Here is a 19,180-nt window from a genome sequence, read left to right as displayed (position 1 = left end):
CCCTCTCCACCATCTTAATTGAACTTTAACTATGGCGGTTGTGGCGAAGTGGTTAACGCACCGGATTGTGGTTCCGGCATTCGTGGGTTCGATTCCCATCAGCCGCCCCATTACTTTGGGGTATAGCCAAGCGGTAAGGCAGCGGATTTTGATTCCGTCATGCCCAGGTTCGAATCCTGGTACCCCAGCCATTTTTTTATAGTCAACCACTTCCGTAATTATGGCGGCTTAGCCAAGTGGTAAGGCACGGGTCTGCAACACCCTCATCACCGGTTCAAATCCGGTAGCCGCCTTTAATTCATAAAATGTTGAATCTTAAATTTAAATTATATAATTTTAAGCATTAATTCCAATACAAAGGAATTAATGCTTTTTTAATTGTTGTGAAGATTTCAGATTGATTTGAGGCGTGTATTTTGTATTCAATTAGAGGCAATCTTGCAATTTAAAAACTTATCACCAAAAAATAAAAAAAACCTGTGGATATCCACAAGTTTTTAACTTACTACCAAATTATTAATATTGAATAATATGTGCAAAAACAACAAATACCGCACCAATAGCAACAAATATTAGAACTAATGGCCATATAAATCGTACCCATTTGTCATAACCGATACCTGCAGTTGCAAGATAGGCCATCAAAGTTGAGGCAGTAGGGTAGATCAGATTCGTAAACCCATCGCCTAAATGGAATGATAGAACTGTCGTTTGTCTTGTAATACCAACTAATTCACCCAATGGTACCATGATCGGCATTGTCACTGTCGCTTGTCCAGAGCCGGAATTGATGAAAAAGTTGATAACATTTTGAAACAGGTAAATACTAATAACCTTTAAAAAGTCTGGTAGAATCATAATGATGCTAGCGATCCCATTAATTAAGGAATCAATAATTTGTCCTTCCCTTAAAGCCACTGTAATGGCCATAGCAATACCTACAATTAAGGCCCCTAATGTAACAGATTTAGCACCTTCTACAAATTCTTCTGCAATTCTACTAGAACTAAACCCGGCGAAAATACCTGAAAGAATCCCCATAGCTAGGAATAGGGCAGCCATTTGTTCAAGATACCAATGTTTTGTAATAACTCCCCATATTAATAAACCAATACCCGACATAAATGTTAGTAGAATTAAGTAATGATTCAGTTTTAATTTGAAATCAGGATTTAGTTCTAGTGCATTGTCTCTTTGCTTTTGTTCAAGCTCATACACTAAACTTTTAGTTGGATCGGCTTTTACTTTTTTAGCATAACGTATTATGTATATACTCGAAACAATGATTAATACAACCATAATAATTGCACGTAACCACATACCCGAAAACATTGGTAGTCCAGCAATTTGTTGCGCAACCCCAACTGTAAATGGATTCATTAATCCTGCAATAAAACCGCTGAAGCATCCTAATAAGACTATAGCCATACCAGTAATAGCGTCATATTTCATTGATCGAGCAAAAGCAATCATTAAAGGGACTAATCCTACTGCTTCAATAGTCATCCCAACAGTAGCACCGCAAATAGCGAAAATTAAAATTAATAGCGGGATAATAAGAATATCTTTATTCCCTAACTTAGTAGTTACCGCTCTGATACCAGCATCAAAAGCGCCAGTTGATGTAATGATTCGGAACGAACCACCAACAACAAATAAAAATAATATAATTGCACTAGCTTCGTTTATTCCCGTAATAATCAACCCAGGGATATCAATAATACTTACTGGGTTTTGAGGAACATTCTCATATGTACCTTCTACAACAAGTGTTCTACCAGTAACCGGATCTTCAACTCTATCAAATTCACCAGCTGGAATGATATAGGTTAATGCAACAGCAATTAAAATAATGAAAAATAGTAGTGCAAATACGTGGGGAACTTTAAACCTAGATTTCTTAGATTTATTTTTCTGTTTATTTTCTGTTAATATCTCAGTAGTTTTCATAATTAAATAACCTTTCAAAATAAGAATTTCTGTACGTTTTTTTGTTTTCCAAGAGCATCAATTACGTGACAAGTACATTTAATGCCGTTTAAGAAGTAATCGATTCTTAGATTCTCGTTAGGCGAATGATTTCTTTGGTCAAAATTTGCATAAGGCATAATAATAGAAGGAACCTCTAATATTTTGGTCCATACATAATCCGGAAGGGAACTACCCAAACTCGGCTGAATTAAAGGTTCTTGTTTAAAGGAGGTACGAACAGCATTTGCGACTACCTTTACAATTTCTAAATCAGCAGAAGTTCTCGAAGGTTCCATTGAAGATATATAAGTTACTTCAATATCGGGATCATGCTTTTGGACATGCTTATAAATTTTATTGAAAATGTCCATTGGGTCTTGATCCACTACAAGCAGTACATCCAATGTATAAACAAGATTTGCTTTTAATAATTCTTTATTTTCTTTTACGAATGCTGCTAAATTTGGACTTCCTAATTCTTCTTCACCTTCAAATAGAAACTTAATATTGATAGGTAAATCTCCGAATAGTCCAATATACGTATTCACACCAAGAAGTTGAGCCATCAATTGCCCCGTGTTGTCTCCAGCTCCTCGTCCATAAATCCGTCCATCATAGATTGTCGGTTCAAAAGGCGGAAACTTCCACTCGTCTAATGGTTCTACCGGCTGAACATCATAGTGTCCATAGATTAGTAATGTAAAGAACTTTTCGTCATTAATCATTTCACCATAAACAACAGGATGACCATTTGTTTGCATAATTTGCGTTTTAATACCAAGGTCATCCATCATTGACTTGAGTAAATTAGCACATTCGGTAATGCCAACATTTTGTGTGCTAATACTCTTTTGTCGTAAGAGGGTGAATAATTGTTCAATGTATTCATCTTTATTGTTTGCTAATAATTCATCTAATCTGTCAAGAGGAATAGTAACCACCTACATACTTTCAATCTAAGTAAATGTTTTAACACACTAAAGTGCAGATTGCTGGTTAATAAATTACTGATGAAATAAAATAGATTGAATAGTAAAATAGGGGATAATTAGTAAATAGGGCTAGGAATATAGTAGAATCGGAATAGTGATAATGAAAAAAAACTGCACTCCTGAATGTTAGTATTTAGCTAACATTGGGATGCAGTTTAATTTTGGCTTCCATATTTAAATTAATTGTAACCATTTCTCTTTAAATTCATTGGCAGGAAGTGGGGGACTACTATAATATCCTTGAGCGTAATCACACCCAATTGTATTTAAGAAATGATATTCCTCTTGTCCTTCTACACCTTCAGCGATTACTTTTAAATTTAGTTCTTTTGCAATTGCAATGATTGTTTTGACAATACCTTTATTTTCAGCATCATGAATCATTTCTAAAACAAATGACTTATCAATTTTTAAAGAATCGAGAGGGTATTTATTTAAATAGCTAAGGGAGGAGTACCCTGTTCCAAAGTCATCCATCGATAAACGAACACCAAGGTTCTTTAATGCATTTAGTTTTTCTATCATTGTTTCTCTATACATCGCAATACTTTCAGTAATTTCTAATACGACAGTAGAGGGATCAATTGTAACATCTTCTAACACTACTTTTACACTTTCTACAAACATTGGATCAAGTAATTGCTTCACGGATATATTAATACTTATCATTATTTGCTTGTGACTTTGTTTTTGCCATTCTGCAGTCTGTTTTAAAGCCGTTTTTAATATCCATTGTCCTAATGGAATAATAATTCCTGTATCTTCTGCAACGGAAATGAGCTCATCTGGAGTAACTCTACCAAGTACTTTGTTATCCCAACGTATAAGACTTTCCATCCCAATTATTTCATTTGTTTTTAAGTCGATAATAGGTTGATAATAAAGTTCGAATTCGTCACTTTCAATTGCAGTGCGTAGTTGTTTTTCAATCATCATTTTTCTAAATACATGTTGCTGCATTTCTGAAGTAAATAAATGATAATTGTTTTTGCCTTTTGCTTTTACATAATACATTGCAGTATCTGCATGTTTAATTAACAAATTAGCGTCATTTCCGTGATCTGGGTAAATACTTATTCCAATACTCGGCGTTGTAAAGTATTCACTACCATCGACTATGATTCCGTTTTTAAATACATCTATTAATTCATTAGCAACAATTTCACTATCTAAAGCAGTATAACCTTGAAGTAAAATCGTGAACTCATCACCACCAAGACGATATATTTTACCGCATGGATGAGAAGATTTTAGTAGATTTTCAATACGTTTTGATACCTCAATTAATAATAAGTCACCGACATCATGTCCAAGTGCATCATTTATGTACTTAAATCTGTCTATATCAAGTAGCATAATTGCATTTTTACTAGAATCAGTTGACTCCTCTAATAGAGTTTTTAAATCTTCATTGAATTTTCTACGGTTTGGTAACCCTGTTAAAATATCATGATTTGCTTGGTACATAATTTCATCTTCATAATTTTTACGTTCAGTAATATCAGTAGACACAGCAAGTACATTAGGTAGTTCATTCATACGGATAGGAACTTTTGCCGTTTGAACCCAAATTTTATCACCTGATGCAGTGGTTAGAGTCTCCTCTCGGATAAACTGTATTTCAGGTAAATTAAATGCATCATTTCCAAGAAGTGGAGCCTGTTCATCTCTAGCTTTCTGTAAATCAATATCTGTTTTACCGATAATGTCCTGAATGTCCATTCTTACTAGTTGTGCAAATGATTCGTTGACCAATGTATAACGACCACTATGATCTTGAGCGTATATATAATTTGGATTTAAATCAATTACCTTGAAAAGAAATTGCTTTTGTTCTTTGAGTTTTTTATTAAAGCTATTAATAATGTCAAAGTGCAACCGGCTTGTAAGAATTAATATCGACAATGAGAAGACTAGCATAGCAATCGGACTTGCTAATAATCTTGCTTCAGGGAAAATATTTAATGCGCCAATTGCATAGCTGAATACAGAAAAAACATTAAAGTACATTAAAAAAGAGCGGAACATCTTGTTTTTTACATTTTTACTAATCAATATTGAAGAGCTTACACTAAATATAAAAAGAATAATATTGGTATAAAAGACCCAAGATAATTCTCCATATACAGGAAAGTAAAAAATACTTTGTCCAACTTCTAAAAGTTCTAGTTTTTGAACACCGTATTTACTATATGATGTTAAATAGCTAACAACTGCAATTAAATAAAGTAGACTAACGGCATACTTGTTTATTATAAATCGCCATTTCTTTTTCAAATTATCAGATAACATTTCTTGTGCAATGGTATATCCTAAATGGAACAACATTGGTGTAATCATAATAGAACCAAATCGAAACAATCTATAGAAGAAATTAATCGTCTCTTTTTCAAATAGATTAACTGAATATAAAAAAGCAATATCTAAATGCCAAAAAGAAACCATTACTAGAAATATAAAAATGATTTTCGACAGTTTATTCGATTTAAATAAAACCAGCAGTGTAATACCAACACAAATAGGAATTAAAGATAATATAAATAAAAAGATAGAAAACATTACTGACCCCCCAAACCATTTGTCAGTAATAGGCAAGCGTTATTCCCACTACTTCCATGCGTTGTAATGCCTACAGACTCAACGTTTTGATAAATCGTTTCATGTACAATAGGTAAGTTCTCAAATCCTACACTGTTCGATTTAATAGTAGGGGGTATAAATCCATATTCCATCGACAATAACGATGAAATTGTTTGAATAGCTCCCATTGCTCCAAAGGAGTGTCCAATCATACCTTTTATAGAAGTAATAGAAACTTCAGTGCCGAAAGTTTCTGTTAGAATGAACTGTTCCAACTGATCATTTGTTTTTAAACCTAGAGCTTGACTGTTTATATATGTAGGTGTTGTATTATCTAATGTTTCTTGAAAAACTTCAAGCATATGTTTGCCAGTTACATCTGAACTTAATAACTTTTGGCCTTCATTCCTTGAGATTAAACGTTCAATCTCTCCATAAATATGTTGACCACGTTGTTGAGCAGTATCTTTTCGTTCCAATACGAGTAATCCTGCACCTTCAGATAATACGAAACCACTATGCTCACTTGAAAATGGAACCCCAGCTTTATTAATTATAGTTTGTGTTGAGAGCGATTTAATTTTATTAAATCCATTGATTGTCCATTGACCTAAGGGGGCATCTGCTCCTCCTACAATACAAGCGTCAATCGTTCCACTCTCTATTAATAATTTCCCAATTGAAATGGCATCAAGGCTGGCAGTACATCCTGTTGAAATGGTGTAAGAAGGACCACAAGAACCAATAAATTCAGAAACTGAATTTGAAACTGTATGCGAGTCAGCAAAAGCTACACCGTGTAAAGGAGTTGTTTTTAAGTCAAAAAATTGAGAACAATATTTTTCAATTTCGAGTATTGCACCAGCTGCAGTTCCAATAACGACACCAATTCGATGAGGCTTATAATATTGTAGATTTGACATAGTTGTAGCTTCCAAAGCGCATGCAACTGCCAGTCTAGTATAACGGGGATAACGTTTATAATTTCTTCCGTTTATTTCAAGAAAGTAATCTTCTATAACACCAGCAACTATACTGGTTTTTGAATGACTAGTTTCTATAATGCTTTGTGTACAAATTCCATTCTTTAATACTTCCAGAAAACTAGCCTTATTATGTACACCAGGCGCTTTTATGCCATAACCTGTGATTACGATCTCGCCCAACCATATCACCTTCACAATTTTGATATTTTTAGTATTTTTCTATTATAAATGGAGGGTGTATTGTTTTGTAATGGGAATTAAATGAATTTAGGTATAGAACTAGAAATTATAGGTGAAAAATAATCGGTTTGTATTAGGGGGGATGATAATAAAAAACCCGGAAATCATTCCGAGTTTAGTTTTTAACTATCTTGGTGAATTACTTTGACTCGTCCAATTTGTCCATCGGTTAATCTAACTTTAATACCATGAGGGTGGGTGCCAGACTTTGTAAGAATATCTTTCACAGTACCTTTTGTAAGCTTGCCTGTTTTTTGGTCTTTTTTTAAAACAATTTCTACTGTCATGCCTGGGGTTATATTATTTCTGTTTTGCCCATTCATTTTAGACTCCCATTTTTCTACGGGTATTCATTGTTTTTTTCGTTTGCTGGCTTTTCATTTTTTTAGCTGAAAGGTCTACGTTCGTTTTTGCTTTACCATTTGAAGCTTTATTTTTCTTTGCTTCAAGCTGTTGCTTTACGATTTCTTGAAGGCTCTTTTTTGTCCCTTCGGATTGTTGATTTTCTGTCATAAAACTTCTCCTTTTTGAAAATTATGGTTAATCAAGTATAATCTATTTTCAAATATTGTGAAAGAAAATTTAACTATGTACAATTAAAAAGACCCGGAAATTAAATTCCGGGTCTAATTTCACTTACATTTCATGCTCCATGACAATCACAGCCTCCGCTTCTGCATAAATGCTTTAGCTTATTCTGTTTTGAACGGACCTTTCTGAGTTAACGATCAATCGCACTCATCGGGTTAACCCTCCTTAGTCATTGGACTTGAAGTGAAATCATTTATAGTATAGGTACTTGGCGTTTTTTTATTCACATCTTTTAAAAATTTTTTACGAAGATTATTTTAAAAATGGGTCAAATTAAAATCACAATATTTAAATGTTTTAATTGTTGAGTAAATATAGGATATACTTTTAGTGTCCTATAATTTAAAGTGAAATAGGGAATAAAAATTATTGAAGTTCTATTGGGGGTTTACTATGAATTATAAAATATTTAACAAACAAGTGTTTGAACAAGCGCAAGTGCGCTCTATTTCCGATGTACCATTTACAGAAGAAGAACTTGAAAACGGTATGAAGTTAGCTGTTTCTAAAAAGGATGAGACATTAGCATTATACCTAGTAGAAGTTGACGGTATGAAGAAGTTTGATGTCCGTTGGGATGATTCGTCAGAACTTTTTAGTGGTTGGCATTCTGCATGGGACAACTTTACTTGGTGCTTAAATACGGTTGAACAGGAAAAGCAGTAAGAACCGATAACAATATAAAACCCCAATGACTAAATGTCATTGGGGTTAATTTGTGTATCGAAGTAATAAAAAAGAGGGGAAATTTGAATTGAAAAAAGGAGTGAGTCAAAAAGCATACTGACTACTCCATTAATCTGCATATTTAATTTCTACATTATTTTCAATCAATCGATTTCTTATAGACATTTCTGCCTTACTATTCACAACTCCAGCTAACAGAATTTCAATTTCCTTTGAATCATTCATTGTTAAAAATAAGCTTCTAAATTCAGCGGAGTCAACTACAATCACAGCCTCTTGAACATCACTCCAACTGTATTGTTTTTTATCTAGAACACTACCAATCTCTATATAGTTCTTATCGAAATAATGGTATTGGCTTGCCCCTGAATAGAACAAAAATAAAAACAAGCATGTAGCAACTATGGCAAAGGTAATTTTTAATGACTTTTTGGAAATAAAATATACGAAAATTAGTAATACGCCAGTTAACACGAAAGCGGCAAGATAATAGTTAAACCCGTTAGGTAGCGGAACATAAGTAATACGAGAACTGTACTGATAAGTAGTAACTGCTAAAATGACCGGCGTTAGTATTGCAATAAATGGTCCAGCGATACACAACAGGATAGCAATAACAATCCATGCAGGATGACGACTTTTTTCTGCTCTTAAAACACTCATTAATGGCACTCTCCATATAGTAAACAGAATATTTTTACTATAATATACCATAACTATTAGTTAATACCATCATACTTTTTGCGCAAATAAGGCTTGGTACTTACATCGTTAACTTCGCACCATATCCACCACCGTCACCGCGATAAAGTATGTAATGATTGATATTAGAGCACCTTTCCAACCGAACAATAATAACGCAAAAAGGAAAATAAATATGTTAATAACAAATATAGCTTCTCCGACAGATAATCGCGTTTTACTTGAAATTAGGAGGGCAAGAACGTCTGTCCCATCTAATACGCCACCGTTACGAATAACAATTCCGATTCCCATCCCAAGCAAGATACCACCAATGATTAAAATTAATATCGTATTTCCAACGAGGAAAGGAGTTTTCCTTTCTAAAAGCTCAGTAGAAATGGTTAAAGCAACAATTCCAAAAGTTGCTGAAAATGCAAAACGCTTACCTAGAAATTTCAATCCTAATATCAAAAAGGGAATATTTAAAATAAATAACAACGTACTTAATGGATACCCACCAATATTAGAAAGCATCATGGAAACCCCTGTAATGCCTCCATCAATTAATCCATGTGGAATTAATATAACCTCAAGACTAACAGCTGCCATCATTGCCCCGATAAAAATCCAAGGAATTTTAAAGGCTAGTTCAAAAAAATAATCTTTATATGGCCTAAATACTCTCAAATAGTTGATGCTCCTTTTATGTAAATTGAGGTGCAGGGGAATTGCTATGGCCTTAAACTTTTCCCATATTATTCTTATGAGTGGAAAGGAAATATGATGAACATAGTTGAAATAAAAACAAGGAATAGTTTTAGCCATTGAGGTTTTTAGTAAAAGTTAAACGAAAATAAGAAGATTAAATAGAGAAAGGGTGGGAATAATCATGGAGTTTAGAATTCTAACAGAATTTGATGCAGAGGATTATCAAAAAATAAGATTAAGAGCATTAAAGATATCATCTGAAAGTTTCGGGTCTACCTATGAAAAAGAGGTAGCTTATACATTGGATATGGTAAAAGATCGAATTCGTCCGACTCAAGAAAAGTTTGTCATGGGAGCATTTAATGGAGGTGTCCTAGTAGGTATTGCTACATTTGTTCGTAATACGGGTAAAAAAGATAGCCATAAAGGAAATATATACGGAATGTTTGTTGCACCAGAAATGCGCGGACAGAAGGTTGGTAAAAAGATTCTTTTAGAATTGATTGAACGTGCAAAAAAAGATGAGGGGTTAGAACAAATTCATTTAGCAGTCGTTTCAACGAACGAAAGTGCCAAAAAACTCTACGAATCTCTTGGATTTAAAACCTACGGAGTAGAACCAAACGCCCTTAAAGACGATGGAAATTATTATGATGAAGATTTAATGGTTTTATTTTTAAACGGACTGGGTAAGTAGATTAGAAGAGGATTCCACTTCGAAATGCCGAATTGGTAAAGCAAACTCTTTTTAATTTGGATTGGAGAGACATATGAAGGAACATAAATGGAGATGGATTTCATTACTGCTAGTTATCGCCCTTATAATCTCCATATGGATGCAAATGGGGGAATTAAACAAAACTAAAAACCTGCAGGAAGACATATTAAATCGAGTCGCTTTTGCTATACAAGATTTTATTTGGTTACAAGAATCAATTTTATATGAAGATTTGGATTTAGGAGAGAAAGAGAAAGAGATTTTATTATTACAAATAAGCGAAGGATATGGAAACCAAGTTTATTCGGTTGCTGAATCCTTTGAAGGGTCTAAAAGGATAGATTTGCATGCTATTAAAGATCTATTTGAAATAGCAATGCAAGACTTTATTGATGCCGAGTCAAAAGAGGAAGCAATCCAAGCGAATATGGACTTGCGCGAGTTAAGAAACAATGTGTTGCAATTGTATGATGAATATTTCTAGTTTGGACAAATTGATGATAGTAAAAGCTTATTGAAGTATTACTTATTATCTAAGGAGGAGTATGATGAACATCCTATCAAATAAATGGATTAACAAAATATTTCTACTCGTTTGTTGGTTTCTCTTACTTGTGTACACTGTACTTTTCATGGTGTGGGGCGGTTTATTATTTTTACAACTTCTACTAGACATAAGCATAAAACAATAAATTCATAGCTTTGTTATTCAAATCATAGTTTTTTCATTGTTAACTTTAACTTTTGTCGGATACGAGGGGGTAACAAAAATGGGGGAGAATTGTTTTATTTGTAAAAAGCATAAGGGGAAGATTCAAACGGCAGGTATTGCGATTTACGAAGATGATTACGTATATGTGGGGCATGTAGATAGTAATGGTGAGCCTAATTATTTAGGGCATTTAATGATTGATTTAAAGCGTCATGTACCAACGCTTGGGGATATGAATGTTGAAGAAGCAAGTGCCTTTGGAGTGATAATGGCCAGAATCAGTAAAGCTTTAAAGGAAACCGAGGGTGCGGAGCATATTTACGCGGTCGTTTCAGGTAACTCAGTACCACATGTTCATATGCATATCATTCCACGCTATCCAAATACACCGAAGGAATTTTGGGCACCTTTTGCAGTATATGATGCACCAAACGCAAGAATGGGTCGCGAAAGTGAAGTTGTTTCACTTTGTGAACGAATTAAAAATTACTTAGAGTCAAATCGATATGAGTAACTGGATTGATTATAGTTGGGTAGGAAGTCAGAAGCACTTTGTTGATAAGATCGATACTCAATGTTTAGGGAATGTTTTGCTGGGACGTTTTGGTGGTAACTCAACAGCGAACAGAAAGGTGAAAAATGAGGATGGCTGCTTAGTTTGGGCAAATGCTGACTTAAATGTGGAATTCGCTGTTCTTTTAGATGCCCATAAATCAGCAGAAAGCGCGGAATTAGTCGTAGCGACTATTGAATCCCTTCAAACAGACATTAAACAAATATTAGCATTACCAACAAGAGAAACCTTTAGGAAACTTGAAAATCTACTTTTGACAACTTTTGAAAGTCAATCGTTTCGTTCAGCGTGTCAGGAAGTTGAAGGTGAAACTGCCTGTCTAATCGTTGCAAGGAAAGATAAGTATCTTTGGTGGTTCTCTGTTGGCGATTGTATCCTTCATTTACATCACCCAGAACTGGTAGCCCTGAACGAATATCAACAAAATCATCGCAGTTTTTATGAATGGATTGGAAAGGTAAACACCTTTGATTTAGAAGTGCCATGTTTCAGCACTGGCATAAAAGAACTAAGAAAAGGTCAAAATCACATCTTTCTTACAACTGATGGACTGGTGGAATGTCCTAATGTGAGCTTTGATAATCCACAGGAGATTTTCCGAGCATTTCAGCGAGCAACAAATGAAGAAGGCGTATTTTATTTGTTAGATGAAATACAGAATAACGGTGTATTAGACAGCACAACCATCTTATCTTGGTTCGTAGAAATAGAAGATGAAGGAATGCAGCCGAGCGATCGGGTTAAGTAGGATTAGGTAAATAATTGCGACTTGAAAGTTATGAGCGAATTTTAATAATTTACGGGCGAATATCACGAAATTACGTACGATAATTCAATATTACGTGCCATTTTCGAACCATTACGTGCGCTTTTATGTCTAATACATTTCAACTTCATAACCTTATTCTTGGAGGTATCCTATGAAACAAAACATTTACGATAATCCTGTATTCTTCGAAGGATATACGTCAAAACGTGAAACAGGCCTAACAATTAACGACTTTGTCGAGCAACCTTCAATCAAATCATTGATACCTAATTTAGAAGGTAAAACAGTTCTGGATTTAGGATGTGGGGCAGGCGGTTTAACGAAGTATTGTGCAGATAATGGTGCCTCTAAAGTTGTGGGAATTGATATATCTAGCAACATGATCAATAAAGCAAAACACGATAATTCCCACGAGAAAATTGAATATATTTGTACAGCCATTGAAGATTTAAATCTCAATGAACAGACGTTTGATATCATTATTAGCTCATTGGCTGTTCATTACGTTGAAGATTATCCGAAATTAGTTGAAAATGTGCGTAATCTACTAAAGGGAAATGGGTTATTTATCTTCTCGACGGAGCACCCCATCTCAACTGCTAGAAGACAACTAACGAGAACCTCTAAAAATTGGATTACTGATGATGAAGGGAATCGATTGCACTGGGCAATCGATCATTATCACGAAGAAGGTAAACGCGCATTCCATTGGCTAGTGGATGGAGTCGTCATGTATCACAGGTCACTCTCAACATTGATCAACACATTAATTGAAAATGGTCTCGTATTAGAAAAGGTACTCGAACCCCAATCAACTCCTGAAGGATTAGAAAAAATTCCAAAACTCATTAACGAACAACGGAGACCATCATTTATTGTCATCAAATCCCGGAAAAGTAATTAGAGGTAGGTTTCTTATGGAAATATTAAATAACTATATTCGTGCAACAAATACACATGATTTTAATGAAGTACGGAAATTACTTCATCCCGATGCTGTCTATTTCTTTTCGAACCAAACTTGTAAAGGCCATCAAGAAATTCAACAATACTTTGAAAATGCGTGGGAAACCGTAAAAGATGAAAACTATGAAGCTCGCGACATTACGTGGTTGTTTAATAACAGTGTCTCAGCGACATGCATATATACATACTTCTATGAAGGTTACATCGACGGGAAATACGCTAGTGGAAAAGGTCGAGCAACAAATGTGTTTGTCAATGAATCTGGTCAATGGTTATTAATTCATGAACATTTAAGTCCAATGCCTTGAGTTCGACCAAAAGTTAGGAGAGAACTAATGATAAACGTTGTAAATATAGAACTTGCACAAAAACTCGAGCAAGCTGAAATCGATCTACTAACTTCTAGACTTTCAGCCATTCAAAATATAGAAGGAAATCCAATGGGTATTGAGCTTCAAACCTTTGGAACAGCTACAGCCTTCTTGGCAAAAAATATTCCTGGTCCGTCTTTTAACACTGTAAAAGGACTAAGAGCAGGTGAAGAACATTACATAGAGAAAATCCTTAAATTCTATGATCAACATGATATTCCTATCCAATTCGAATTAACTCCAGCACACATATCTAAAGAATTACTTACCTATTTAAATAAATTAGGATTTTATCAAATCGATTTTCATACTACACTTTACAAACAGCTATTTGAGGAATCTCACGAGGATACTCCCAATATTACAATCAGAAAATTAAAAGAAAACGAATTTGAGTTATTTGGAGAAATTTACACGAAAGGCTTTCAAATGCCAGACTTTTTAACTAGTGGGGTAGCTCGAAATAATAGAGTGCTATACTCGAATCCAAATTGGACATTTTATCTAGCTTTAATCAATGAACGTCCTGTAGGGATAGGAGTTTTATTTTCGAAAAATAAAATAGCAACCCTTGCTGCAGCGACAACCCTACCTTATGAAAGAAATCAAGGAATCCAAAGTGCATTAATTAAAAAACGTATGATGGAAGCATATGAAAACGATAACGAATTGTTAGTTGGACAAGCGAGGTTCGGATCAGTTAGTCAAAATAATATGGAAAGAGCAGGTATGAAGATTGCTTATACGAAAGCGATTTGGGTGAAGGGATAAGGAAATCCGTTTATACTTGTGTAAAATACTTCGTTTGTAAAAGGAAGGAAACTTTAATAAATGTTTTATTTATTCGCAATAGTTGTAATTATCATTGATCAACTAACGAAAATATGGATTCGCATGAACGTAGCAATTGGTGAATATTTTAATTTGTGGAACAGTCCAATCATTATCACACATTATGAAAATACCGGAGCTGCATTTAGTTCATTTCAAGGTTATGGAAGATGGTTTGTACCTGTTGCGATATTTGTAGTAGCATTTTTAATTTTTTACCGTAAAAAAGAGGGGAAAAGGAAACTATTAGATCTTGGTGCGGGTTTCCTAGCTGGCGGGGCAATTGGAAATGCGATTGACCGGATATTATTTAACCAGGTGACTGACTTTATCACCTTTGGAACGAGCAATGGAATTCTTAATATCGCAGACTATGCTTTAAATATTGGTTTAGTTCTACTTATAGCGGATACGGTTAATACTGAACTATTTCAAAAGAAGAAAAGGAGTTTAGGTCAAGGGGGAAATCAGTTGAATCAAGCTTTACTTGTAATTGACGCACAACAGGCAATCATCGATGGGGATGGCAATTTTGAAACAGGCGTCATTGAGAAAGAGCGTTTAATTAGTAATATAAATAAAGTTGTTCAAAAAGCAACGGAAGAAAACATTCCTATAATTTTTATCCGTGATACATCTGTTGCGGACGGAGAAGGGGCTGGTTTTGAAGTTCACCCTCATATCACTATCCCTGAAGAAGCAGTAATTTTTAACAAAGCTGCGACAAACTCATTTTATGGCACACCTTTACTTGGGCACTTGAAGGAGCTTAATGTCGAGCATGTTGCGATTATGGGTTGTAAGACAGAGTATTGTATAGATACTGCAGTAAGAACGGCAACAGTGAACGGATTTGATGTGACTCTTGTTGGTGATGGTCATTCAACATCCGATTCGAGTGATTTAACTGCGAAACAAATCATTCAACACCATAACCGTGTGCTCAACGGCCTTGATAACGTAGACAACTTCTCACTTGTTAGAAGCTCTGATGACGATTTGTTTAACCCTATTCATAATAATTATCGATAATGTAAAACGGCGTTTCTGCTTTAAGTAGAGGCGTCTTTTTTATTATATGAAAAAACACCCCTAATCTTTTAGAGGTGAAAGAATTTTATATTTTTAATGTTTTACTAGGTTTCTTTCGAATGACAAACACTGATAATACAATATTAAGCACTAAGAAATATATAACTAAACCAATAAATAATAAATTAATGGCTGAATTATCCCTTAAAAATGAAAAAACATCATCATTTATTGAAATAACAATAACAGTAAAGTAATAAACCAATATACCGCTAAAAATAAGTGCTACTGCATTTAAAACTAAAATGATACTCTTCCAAATTTTTAAATGGTTAATATCCTTTTTAATAATAAATATGAGATTCATAATATAGAGAACGAACACTGCAAGAAATACGGATTGTAAAAACAAAATGACTCACTCCTTATTAATAGGATTCATTCATTTTATCATATATAATCTATGCAGGAAAACTGGCTCCATTAGGATAGTGAAATGAGGAGTGATGGAAATGAATATGCATTTGGGGCACTTTGCAAGGTTAGGTATGCCACAATTATTCGAAGAACATTCACTGACAAAGTGGTATCGCAAAGATATTCACTTCGCGATTGAAAGGTATGTTAAAAAATATTTTCATCCTGATATGGTACGAGTTTCGAAAGAAGAGGCGTATCCAGGATAAAGGGGTTCACTTTTAAAGTCGAGTGAGCCCCTTTATTGATTGCACTCGATGAGGAATTTTCTAATAAACTCGTGATTTTTTCTAATAACTACCTCAAATATTCTAATAACACAAAGAATTTTTCTAATATCGCTCGCCAAGAGTCTTGAATCCAGATGAAATTCTAATAACGCCGTGATTTTTTCTAATAACAACCTCAAATATTTTAATAACAAATCAATTTATTCTAATAAACATCCACATACAGCTTCACAAACTTCTACAAACTCGTTCTTCCACTATAGCTATGCCTATGAGGAGTAACTCCATCTACAGTTGTAAACCCACTAAATTCATGATAATGTCCACCGTTCGGAAGTTGTATCGCTGGACCAGTCACTCCACGGATTTGATGCCTGTGTCTGTCATCAACAGTAGTGAATGTAAAATAACGATGGGTATGTTGAACGCCACTTGGAGCCGGTTCGGTTGTGCCCGCGTATCGGTGATTGTGACCGACATCATAAGAAGTTACTCCCCGCAGTTCATGAACATGACCTTGCACGGGCATTCCATCCCACTGAGTAATCAACAGCTCATGTGAGTGCATCTGCCCCGAATTATCTGAGTGGAACATGAATCCAGAAATAGGTATTTCCAATGAAAGATCCCCTTTTAATTTTTCACTAGTGTATGTAAGGTGGACAGAATTGGGCACAAATTAAAAAAATCATCTAAATCCCTTGGATAAAATCAGAATAGTTCAATCTCAAAATAAAGGATCCCAATCCATAAGATATTTATACGAATCAGAAAATTTGAAATCCTTATATTTATATAATATGGTAATAGTTGGGGTACCTATTAAACTCCAAACATTAATATAAAGGTAGGGTGATGTCATATGGTAAAAGTAGCACTAATTAGTGGTAGTTTAAGAAGTGAATCAGTTTCAACAAAAATTGCAAAAAACGTTGGAGAATTATTCCCAGCAGGTTATGAAGCAGAATTTGTAGAAATCGGAAATCTTCCTTTATACAATGAGGACATCGATACTGAAAGTAATGTACCTGCAGAATATACAGCATTCCGAAATGCGATTAAAAGTGCAGACGCTGTATTATTTGTAACACCAGAATATAACCGATCAATATCAGGAGCATTAAAGAATGCTTTAGATGTTGGTTCACGTCCATATGGTCAAAGTGCATGGGATGGTAAACCAGCTGCAGTTATTAGTCAATCACCAGGTAATTTAAGTGGGTTTGGTGCAAATCATCATTTACGCCAAAGCTTAGTTTTCTTAAATATGCCAACTGTTCAACAACCAGAAGTTTATCTTGCTAATTCTTTCGAAATTTTTGATGAAAGTGGTAAATTCAATGAAGAAACAGCACCTTTCATCCAATCATTCGTAGATGCATTTGTAGATCTTATTAAAAAACATCAAGCATAAGTAAATAACATTATATAAATAACAAGTTGGAGCATTAAATTTAAGTTTATTTAGCTCCAACTTTTTTTCGCGCTTAATAAAAGAGGATTAAAATATTTTTTGTTGAAATCGAATATAACAATATATGAATAACGCTTATATAAGGAGGTGAAATATTGGCACTCATTGATCCAACAACATTAGCCGATTGGTTACCCCCACATTCAATTGAGTGGTACAAACAACTTAGTCACCTTCAAGGTAAGTATACTTATCCATGGAATTCTTCATTTTCAGAACCTAATGGAGAGTCGAAGTTTGATAAAGAAGTGCTCCATAGCATTGCTAATAAGAAAGTGATAGATGTCGGTTGTGGTCATGGAGAGTTCACACTCAAATGTAGCGAAGTCGCAAGTGAAATCGTCGGCTTTGATGCAATGGAGCAGTTTATCAACAAAGGTAAAGAGATGAAAAAGACCAATGTATCCTTTGTTGTTGGAAGCACAAAGAATCGATTACCTTTTGAAAGGAATACTTTCGATTGTGCCTATATAAGGAAAGGGCCAACTTCTGCATATCCACTCCTTAAGAATGTCGTGATAAAGGGTGGGGCCGTATATGGACTTCATCCTGGAGATCAGTCAGGAAAAGAATTACCGACTTTATTTCCTAATTTATTTCAACCATTAAATGGCACACCAATTCTAGATGGACTTAAGCTACGACTTGAAGCTTCTAACTTTAGTTCTGCACAAGTTGAAGTCGTGAATAGTATAGAATATATAAAATCGGCGGTAGATGTTGTTAAACTACGTTGTTTCGGCCAACAACCTACAATCTTACAGGCATTAATTGAAAATAATATTAATGAAATTACTAAGATTTTTGATCAAAATGCAACGGAGAATGGAATGCCAATTACATTCTCACGATATCTAGTCAGAGCGAGAATCTAATCTATTAATAATTTAAATAGGGGGAATGCGTTTGAGTATTGGAAACGAGTATATAAAAGTCATCATTGAAAGATTTAAAAGTTTAAAAAATCTTGGAGATAAAACCTTTCAACAATTGTGCGATAAAGACATTCATTGGACTTATAATGAAGAATCAAATAGTATTTCAATAATAGTCAAACATATGAGTGGAAATATGGTTTCTAGATGGACGGATTTCTTAACTTCTGATGGGGAAAAGGAGTATCGAAATCGCGACGACGAATTTGTTGATGATATCACTTCAAAATATGATTTAATGATCGTTTGGGAGAAGGGATGGAAATCACTTTTTGATACATTAAATAGTCTAAGGGAAGAGGACTTATTAAAACAAATTACAATTCGTGGAGAAAAGCATACTGTCATTGAAGCAATTGAAAGGCAAGTTGCTCATTATGCTTATCATGTTGGACAGATCGTATATATTGGAAAACAGATCAAAAACGATTTATGGAACAATCTTAGTATTCCAAAAGGTAAATCTGAAGCGTATTTAAAAAAGATGCTAGAAAAGCATCAACAATGATAGGTTTAATGATAATTAAGAGAATACTATTTACAAGACGTTTTTCCACGAAGGACTAACGTCTTTTTTATTGAACCTTTTAGTCTATTAATTTACTATTTTGAGTATTGAGATGAATAAATTGCCAAAATTATCAAAGGGGAT

At 34.3% G+C, this 19,180-nt stretch carries 23 protein-coding genes, 3 tRNA genes and 1 pseudogene; 17 read left to right on the top strand and 10 right to left on the bottom strand.

The features are described 5' to 3' along the window. The first annotated feature begins 34 nt into the window (after positions 1-34). The 3 genes from CRO45_RS10395 (at position 35) to CRO45_RS10385 (ending at position 293) form a co-directional block, all read left to right on the top strand. Positions 35-110: transfer RNA gene (locus tag CRO45_RS10395), tRNA-His, on the top strand. Between the two features lie 6 nt (positions 111-116). Beyond that, positions 117-191: transfer RNA gene (locus CRO45_RS10390), tRNA-Gln, on the top strand. Positions 192-222: 31 nt separating this feature from the next. Next, positions 223-293 (top strand) — tRNA-Cys (locus CRO45_RS10385). Positions 294-516: 223 nt separating this feature from the next. On the opposite strand, the gene CRO45_RS10380 is transcribed toward CRO45_RS10385, so the two are convergent. The 6 genes from CRO45_RS10380 to CRO45_RS10355 form a co-directional block, all read right to left on the bottom strand. Next, complete coding sequence (locus CRO45_RS10380) at positions 517-1,950, bottom strand: YfcC family protein (protein WP_097149586.1); 1,434 nt, start codon at positions 1,948-1,950, stop codon at positions 517-519. 14 nt (positions 1,951-1,964) lie between these two features. Then, on the bottom strand, positions 1,965-2,912 hold the full coding sequence (locus CRO45_RS10375; protein ID WP_328588622.1) for a M20/M25/M40 family metallo-hydrolase: 948 nt from the start codon (positions 2,910-2,912) through the stop codon (positions 1,965-1,967). Between the two features lie 225 nt (positions 2,913-3,137). After that, complete coding sequence (locus CRO45_RS10370; RefSeq protein WP_097149585.1) at positions 3,138-5,522, bottom strand: putative bifunctional diguanylate cyclase/phosphodiesterase; 2,385 nt, start codon at positions 5,520-5,522, stop codon at positions 3,138-3,140. Continuing rightward, a complete protein-coding gene (locus tag CRO45_RS10365) occupies positions 5,522-6,709 on the bottom strand; it encodes a beta-ketoacyl synthase N-terminal-like domain-containing protein (RefSeq protein WP_141400327.1) in 1,188 nt (395 codons plus the stop codon). Before CRO45_RS10365 ends, CRO45_RS10370 begins: the two co-directional genes overlap by 1 nt. A 182-nt stretch (positions 6,710-6,891) precedes the next feature. After that, entirely contained in the window at positions 6,892-7,092 is a 201-nt protein-coding gene (locus tag CRO45_RS10360) for a YwbE family protein (protein ID WP_097149583.1), read from the bottom strand. Between the two features lies 1 nt (position 7,093). Continuing rightward, on the bottom strand, positions 7,094-7,282 hold the full coding sequence (locus tag CRO45_RS10355) for a hypothetical protein (protein WP_097149582.1): 189 nt from the start codon (positions 7,280-7,282) through the stop codon (positions 7,094-7,096). Positions 7,283-7,753: 471 nt separating this feature from the next. On the opposite strand from CRO45_RS10355, the gene CRO45_RS10350 reads away from it, so the two are divergent. Then, entirely contained in the window at positions 7,754-8,026 is a 273-nt protein-coding gene (locus CRO45_RS10350) for a hypothetical protein (protein WP_097149581.1), read from the top strand. 129 nt (positions 8,027-8,155) lie between these two features. Here CRO45_RS10350 and CRO45_RS10345 read toward each other — a convergent pair whose 3' ends face one another. Then, on the bottom strand, positions 8,156-8,710 hold the full coding sequence (locus tag CRO45_RS10345; protein ID WP_097149580.1) for a hypothetical protein: 555 nt from the start codon (positions 8,708-8,710) through the stop codon (positions 8,156-8,158). Positions 8,711-8,818: 108 nt separating this feature from the next. Then, the gene (locus CRO45_RS10340) at positions 8,819-9,418 is read right to left on the bottom strand and encodes a YitT family protein (RefSeq protein WP_170949466.1); all 600 of its coding nucleotides are present in this window, start codon (positions 9,416-9,418) and stop codon (positions 8,819-8,821) included. A 202-nt stretch (positions 9,419-9,620) separates the two neighbouring features. Between CRO45_RS10340 and CRO45_RS10335 the strand changes: the two genes are divergently transcribed. From CRO45_RS10335 to CRO45_RS10295, 9 genes and pseudogenes are all read left to right on the top strand, one after another. After that, positions 9,621-10,136 (top strand): GNAT family N-acetyltransferase, encoded by a 516-nt coding sequence (locus CRO45_RS10335; RefSeq protein ID WP_097149578.1) that lies wholly within the window; start codon positions 9,621-9,623, stop codon positions 10,134-10,136. Between the two features lie 73 nt (positions 10,137-10,209). Beyond that, positions 10,210-10,641, top strand: a complete 432-nt coding sequence (locus CRO45_RS10330; protein WP_097149577.1) for a hypothetical protein — start codon at positions 10,210-10,212, stop codon at positions 10,639-10,641. 286 nt (positions 10,642-10,927) lie between these two features. After that, complete coding sequence (locus CRO45_RS10325) at positions 10,928-11,383, top strand: HIT family protein (RefSeq protein WP_097149576.1); 456 nt, start codon at positions 10,928-10,930, stop codon at positions 11,381-11,383. After that, positions 11,376-12,191: a protein phosphatase 2C domain-containing protein gene (locus tag CRO45_RS10320; protein WP_097149575.1), complete on the top strand. Its 816-nt coding sequence runs from the start codon at positions 11,376-11,378 to the stop codon at positions 12,189-12,191. The genes CRO45_RS10325 and CRO45_RS10320 overlap by 8 nt, the downstream gene beginning before the upstream one ends. A gap of 172 nt (positions 12,192-12,363) precedes the next feature. Beyond that, the gene (locus tag CRO45_RS10315; RefSeq protein ID WP_097149574.1) at positions 12,364-13,116 is read left to right on the top strand and encodes a class I SAM-dependent methyltransferase; all 753 of its coding nucleotides are present in this window, start codon (positions 12,364-12,366) and stop codon (positions 13,114-13,116) included. A 13-nt stretch (positions 13,117-13,129) separates the two neighbouring features. Continuing rightward, entirely contained in the window at positions 13,130-13,486 is a 357-nt protein-coding gene (locus tag CRO45_RS10310) for a YybH family protein (protein ID WP_097149573.1), read from the top strand. Positions 13,487-13,513: 27 nt separating this feature from the next. Further along, on the top strand, positions 13,514-14,320 hold the full coding sequence (locus tag CRO45_RS10305; RefSeq protein ID WP_097149572.1) for a GNAT family N-acetyltransferase: 807 nt from the start codon (positions 13,514-13,516) through the stop codon (positions 14,318-14,320). A 60-nt stretch (positions 14,321-14,380) separates the two neighbouring features. Next, positions 14,381-14,788 (top strand): annotated as a pseudogene (gene lspA, locus CRO45_RS10300) (signal peptidase II); the annotation flags it as partial. 63 nt (positions 14,789-14,851) lie between these two features. After that, positions 14,852-15,412, top strand: a complete 561-nt coding sequence (locus CRO45_RS10295) for a cysteine hydrolase family protein (protein ID WP_097149601.1) — start codon at positions 14,852-14,854, stop codon at positions 15,410-15,412. An 85-nt stretch (positions 15,413-15,497) separates the two neighbouring features. Here CRO45_RS10295 and CRO45_RS10290 read toward each other — a convergent pair whose 3' ends face one another. Beyond that, entirely contained in the window at positions 15,498-15,824 is a 327-nt protein-coding gene (locus CRO45_RS10290; RefSeq protein ID WP_097149571.1) for a hypothetical protein, read from the bottom strand. A 100-nt stretch (positions 15,825-15,924) separates the two neighbouring features. Here CRO45_RS10290 and CRO45_RS20070 point away from each other — a divergent pair, with 100 nt between their 5' ends. Further along, on the top strand, positions 15,925-16,098 hold the full coding sequence (locus CRO45_RS20070) for a hypothetical protein (protein WP_170949465.1): 174 nt from the start codon (positions 15,925-15,927) through the stop codon (positions 16,096-16,098). 259 nt (positions 16,099-16,357) lie between these two features. Here CRO45_RS20070 and CRO45_RS10285 read toward each other — a convergent pair whose 3' ends face one another. Beyond that, entirely contained in the window at positions 16,358-16,648 is a 291-nt protein-coding gene (locus CRO45_RS10285) for a YmaF family protein (protein WP_408057130.1), read from the bottom strand. A gap of 333 nt (positions 16,649-16,981) precedes the next feature. Here CRO45_RS10285 and CRO45_RS10280 point away from each other — a divergent pair, with 333 nt between their 5' ends. The 3 genes from CRO45_RS10280 to CRO45_RS10270 all read left to right on the top strand — a co-directional run bounded on the left by CRO45_RS10280 (position 16,982) and on the right by CRO45_RS10270 (position 19,036). Continuing rightward, complete coding sequence (locus CRO45_RS10280) at positions 16,982-17,533, top strand: NADPH-dependent FMN reductase (RefSeq protein WP_097149569.1); 552 nt, start codon at positions 16,982-16,984, stop codon at positions 17,531-17,533. A 155-nt stretch (positions 17,534-17,688) separates the two neighbouring features. Then, entirely contained in the window at positions 17,689-18,468 is a 780-nt protein-coding gene (locus CRO45_RS10275) for a class I SAM-dependent methyltransferase (RefSeq protein WP_235864574.1), read from the top strand. A gap of 31 nt (positions 18,469-18,499) precedes the next feature. Next, the gene (locus CRO45_RS10270; RefSeq protein ID WP_097149567.1) at positions 18,500-19,036 is read left to right on the top strand and encodes a DUF1572 domain-containing protein; all 537 of its coding nucleotides are present in this window, start codon (positions 18,500-18,502) and stop codon (positions 19,034-19,036) included. The last annotated feature ends 144 nt before the right edge of the window (positions 19,037-19,180 follow it).

Source organism: Ureibacillus acetophenoni (assembly GCF_900220965.1).
GTDB classification, from domain to species: domain Bacteria; phylum Bacillota; class Bacilli; order Bacillales_A; family Planococcaceae; genus Ureibacillus; species Ureibacillus acetophenoni.
This window is presented reverse-complemented; position numbering and strand designations above follow the sequence as displayed.

Coding starts and splice junctions, on each gene's coding strand:
- CRO45_RS10330 (WP_097149577.1), top strand. CDS start 10,210: ATGAAGGAACATAAATGGAGATGGATTTCATTACTGCTAGTTATCGCC.
- CRO45_RS10285 (WP_408057130.1), bottom strand. CDS start 16,648: ATGCCCGTGCAAGGTCATGTTCATGAACTGCGGGGAGTAACTTCTTAT.
- CRO45_RS10345 (WP_097149580.1), bottom strand. CDS start 8,710: ATGAGTGTTTTAAGAGCAGAAAAAAGTCGTCATCCTGCATGGATTGTT.
- CRO45_RS10305 (WP_097149572.1), top strand. CDS start 13,514: ATGATAAACGTTGTAAATATAGAACTTGCACAAAAACTCGAGCAAGCT.
- CRO45_RS10360 (WP_097149583.1), bottom strand. CDS start 7,092: ATGAATGGGCAAAACAGAAATAATATAACCCCAGGCATGACAGTAGAA.
- CRO45_RS10380 (WP_097149586.1), bottom strand. CDS start 1,950: ATGAAAACTACTGAGATATTAACAGAAAATAAACAGAAAAATAAATCT.
- CRO45_RS10350 (WP_097149581.1), top strand. CDS start 7,754: ATGAATTATAAAATATTTAACAAACAAGTGTTTGAACAAGCGCAAGTG.
- CRO45_RS10335 (WP_097149578.1), top strand. CDS start 9,621: ATGGAGTTTAGAATTCTAACAGAATTTGATGCAGAGGATTATCAAAAA.
- CRO45_RS10325 (WP_097149576.1), top strand. CDS start 10,928: ATGGGGGAGAATTGTTTTATTTGTAAAAAGCATAAGGGGAAGATTCAA.
- CRO45_RS20070 (WP_170949465.1), top strand. CDS start 15,925: ATGAATATGCATTTGGGGCACTTTGCAAGGTTAGGTATGCCACAATTA.
- CRO45_RS10310 (WP_097149573.1), top strand. CDS start 13,130: ATGGAAATATTAAATAACTATATTCGTGCAACAAATACACATGATTTT.
- CRO45_RS10315 (WP_097149574.1), top strand. CDS start 12,364: ATGAAACAAAACATTTACGATAATCCTGTATTCTTCGAAGGATATACG.
- CRO45_RS10280 (WP_097149569.1), top strand. CDS start 16,982: ATGGTAAAAGTAGCACTAATTAGTGGTAGTTTAAGAAGTGAATCAGTT.
- CRO45_RS10320 (WP_097149575.1), top strand. CDS start 11,376: ATGAGTAACTGGATTGATTATAGTTGGGTAGGAAGTCAGAAGCACTTT.
- CRO45_RS10370 (WP_097149585.1), bottom strand. CDS start 5,522: ATGTTTTCTATCTTTTTATTTATATTATCTTTAATTCCTATTTGTGTT.
- CRO45_RS10355 (WP_097149582.1), bottom strand. CDS start 7,282: ATGACAGAAAATCAACAATCCGAAGGGACAAAAAAGAGCCTTCAAGAA.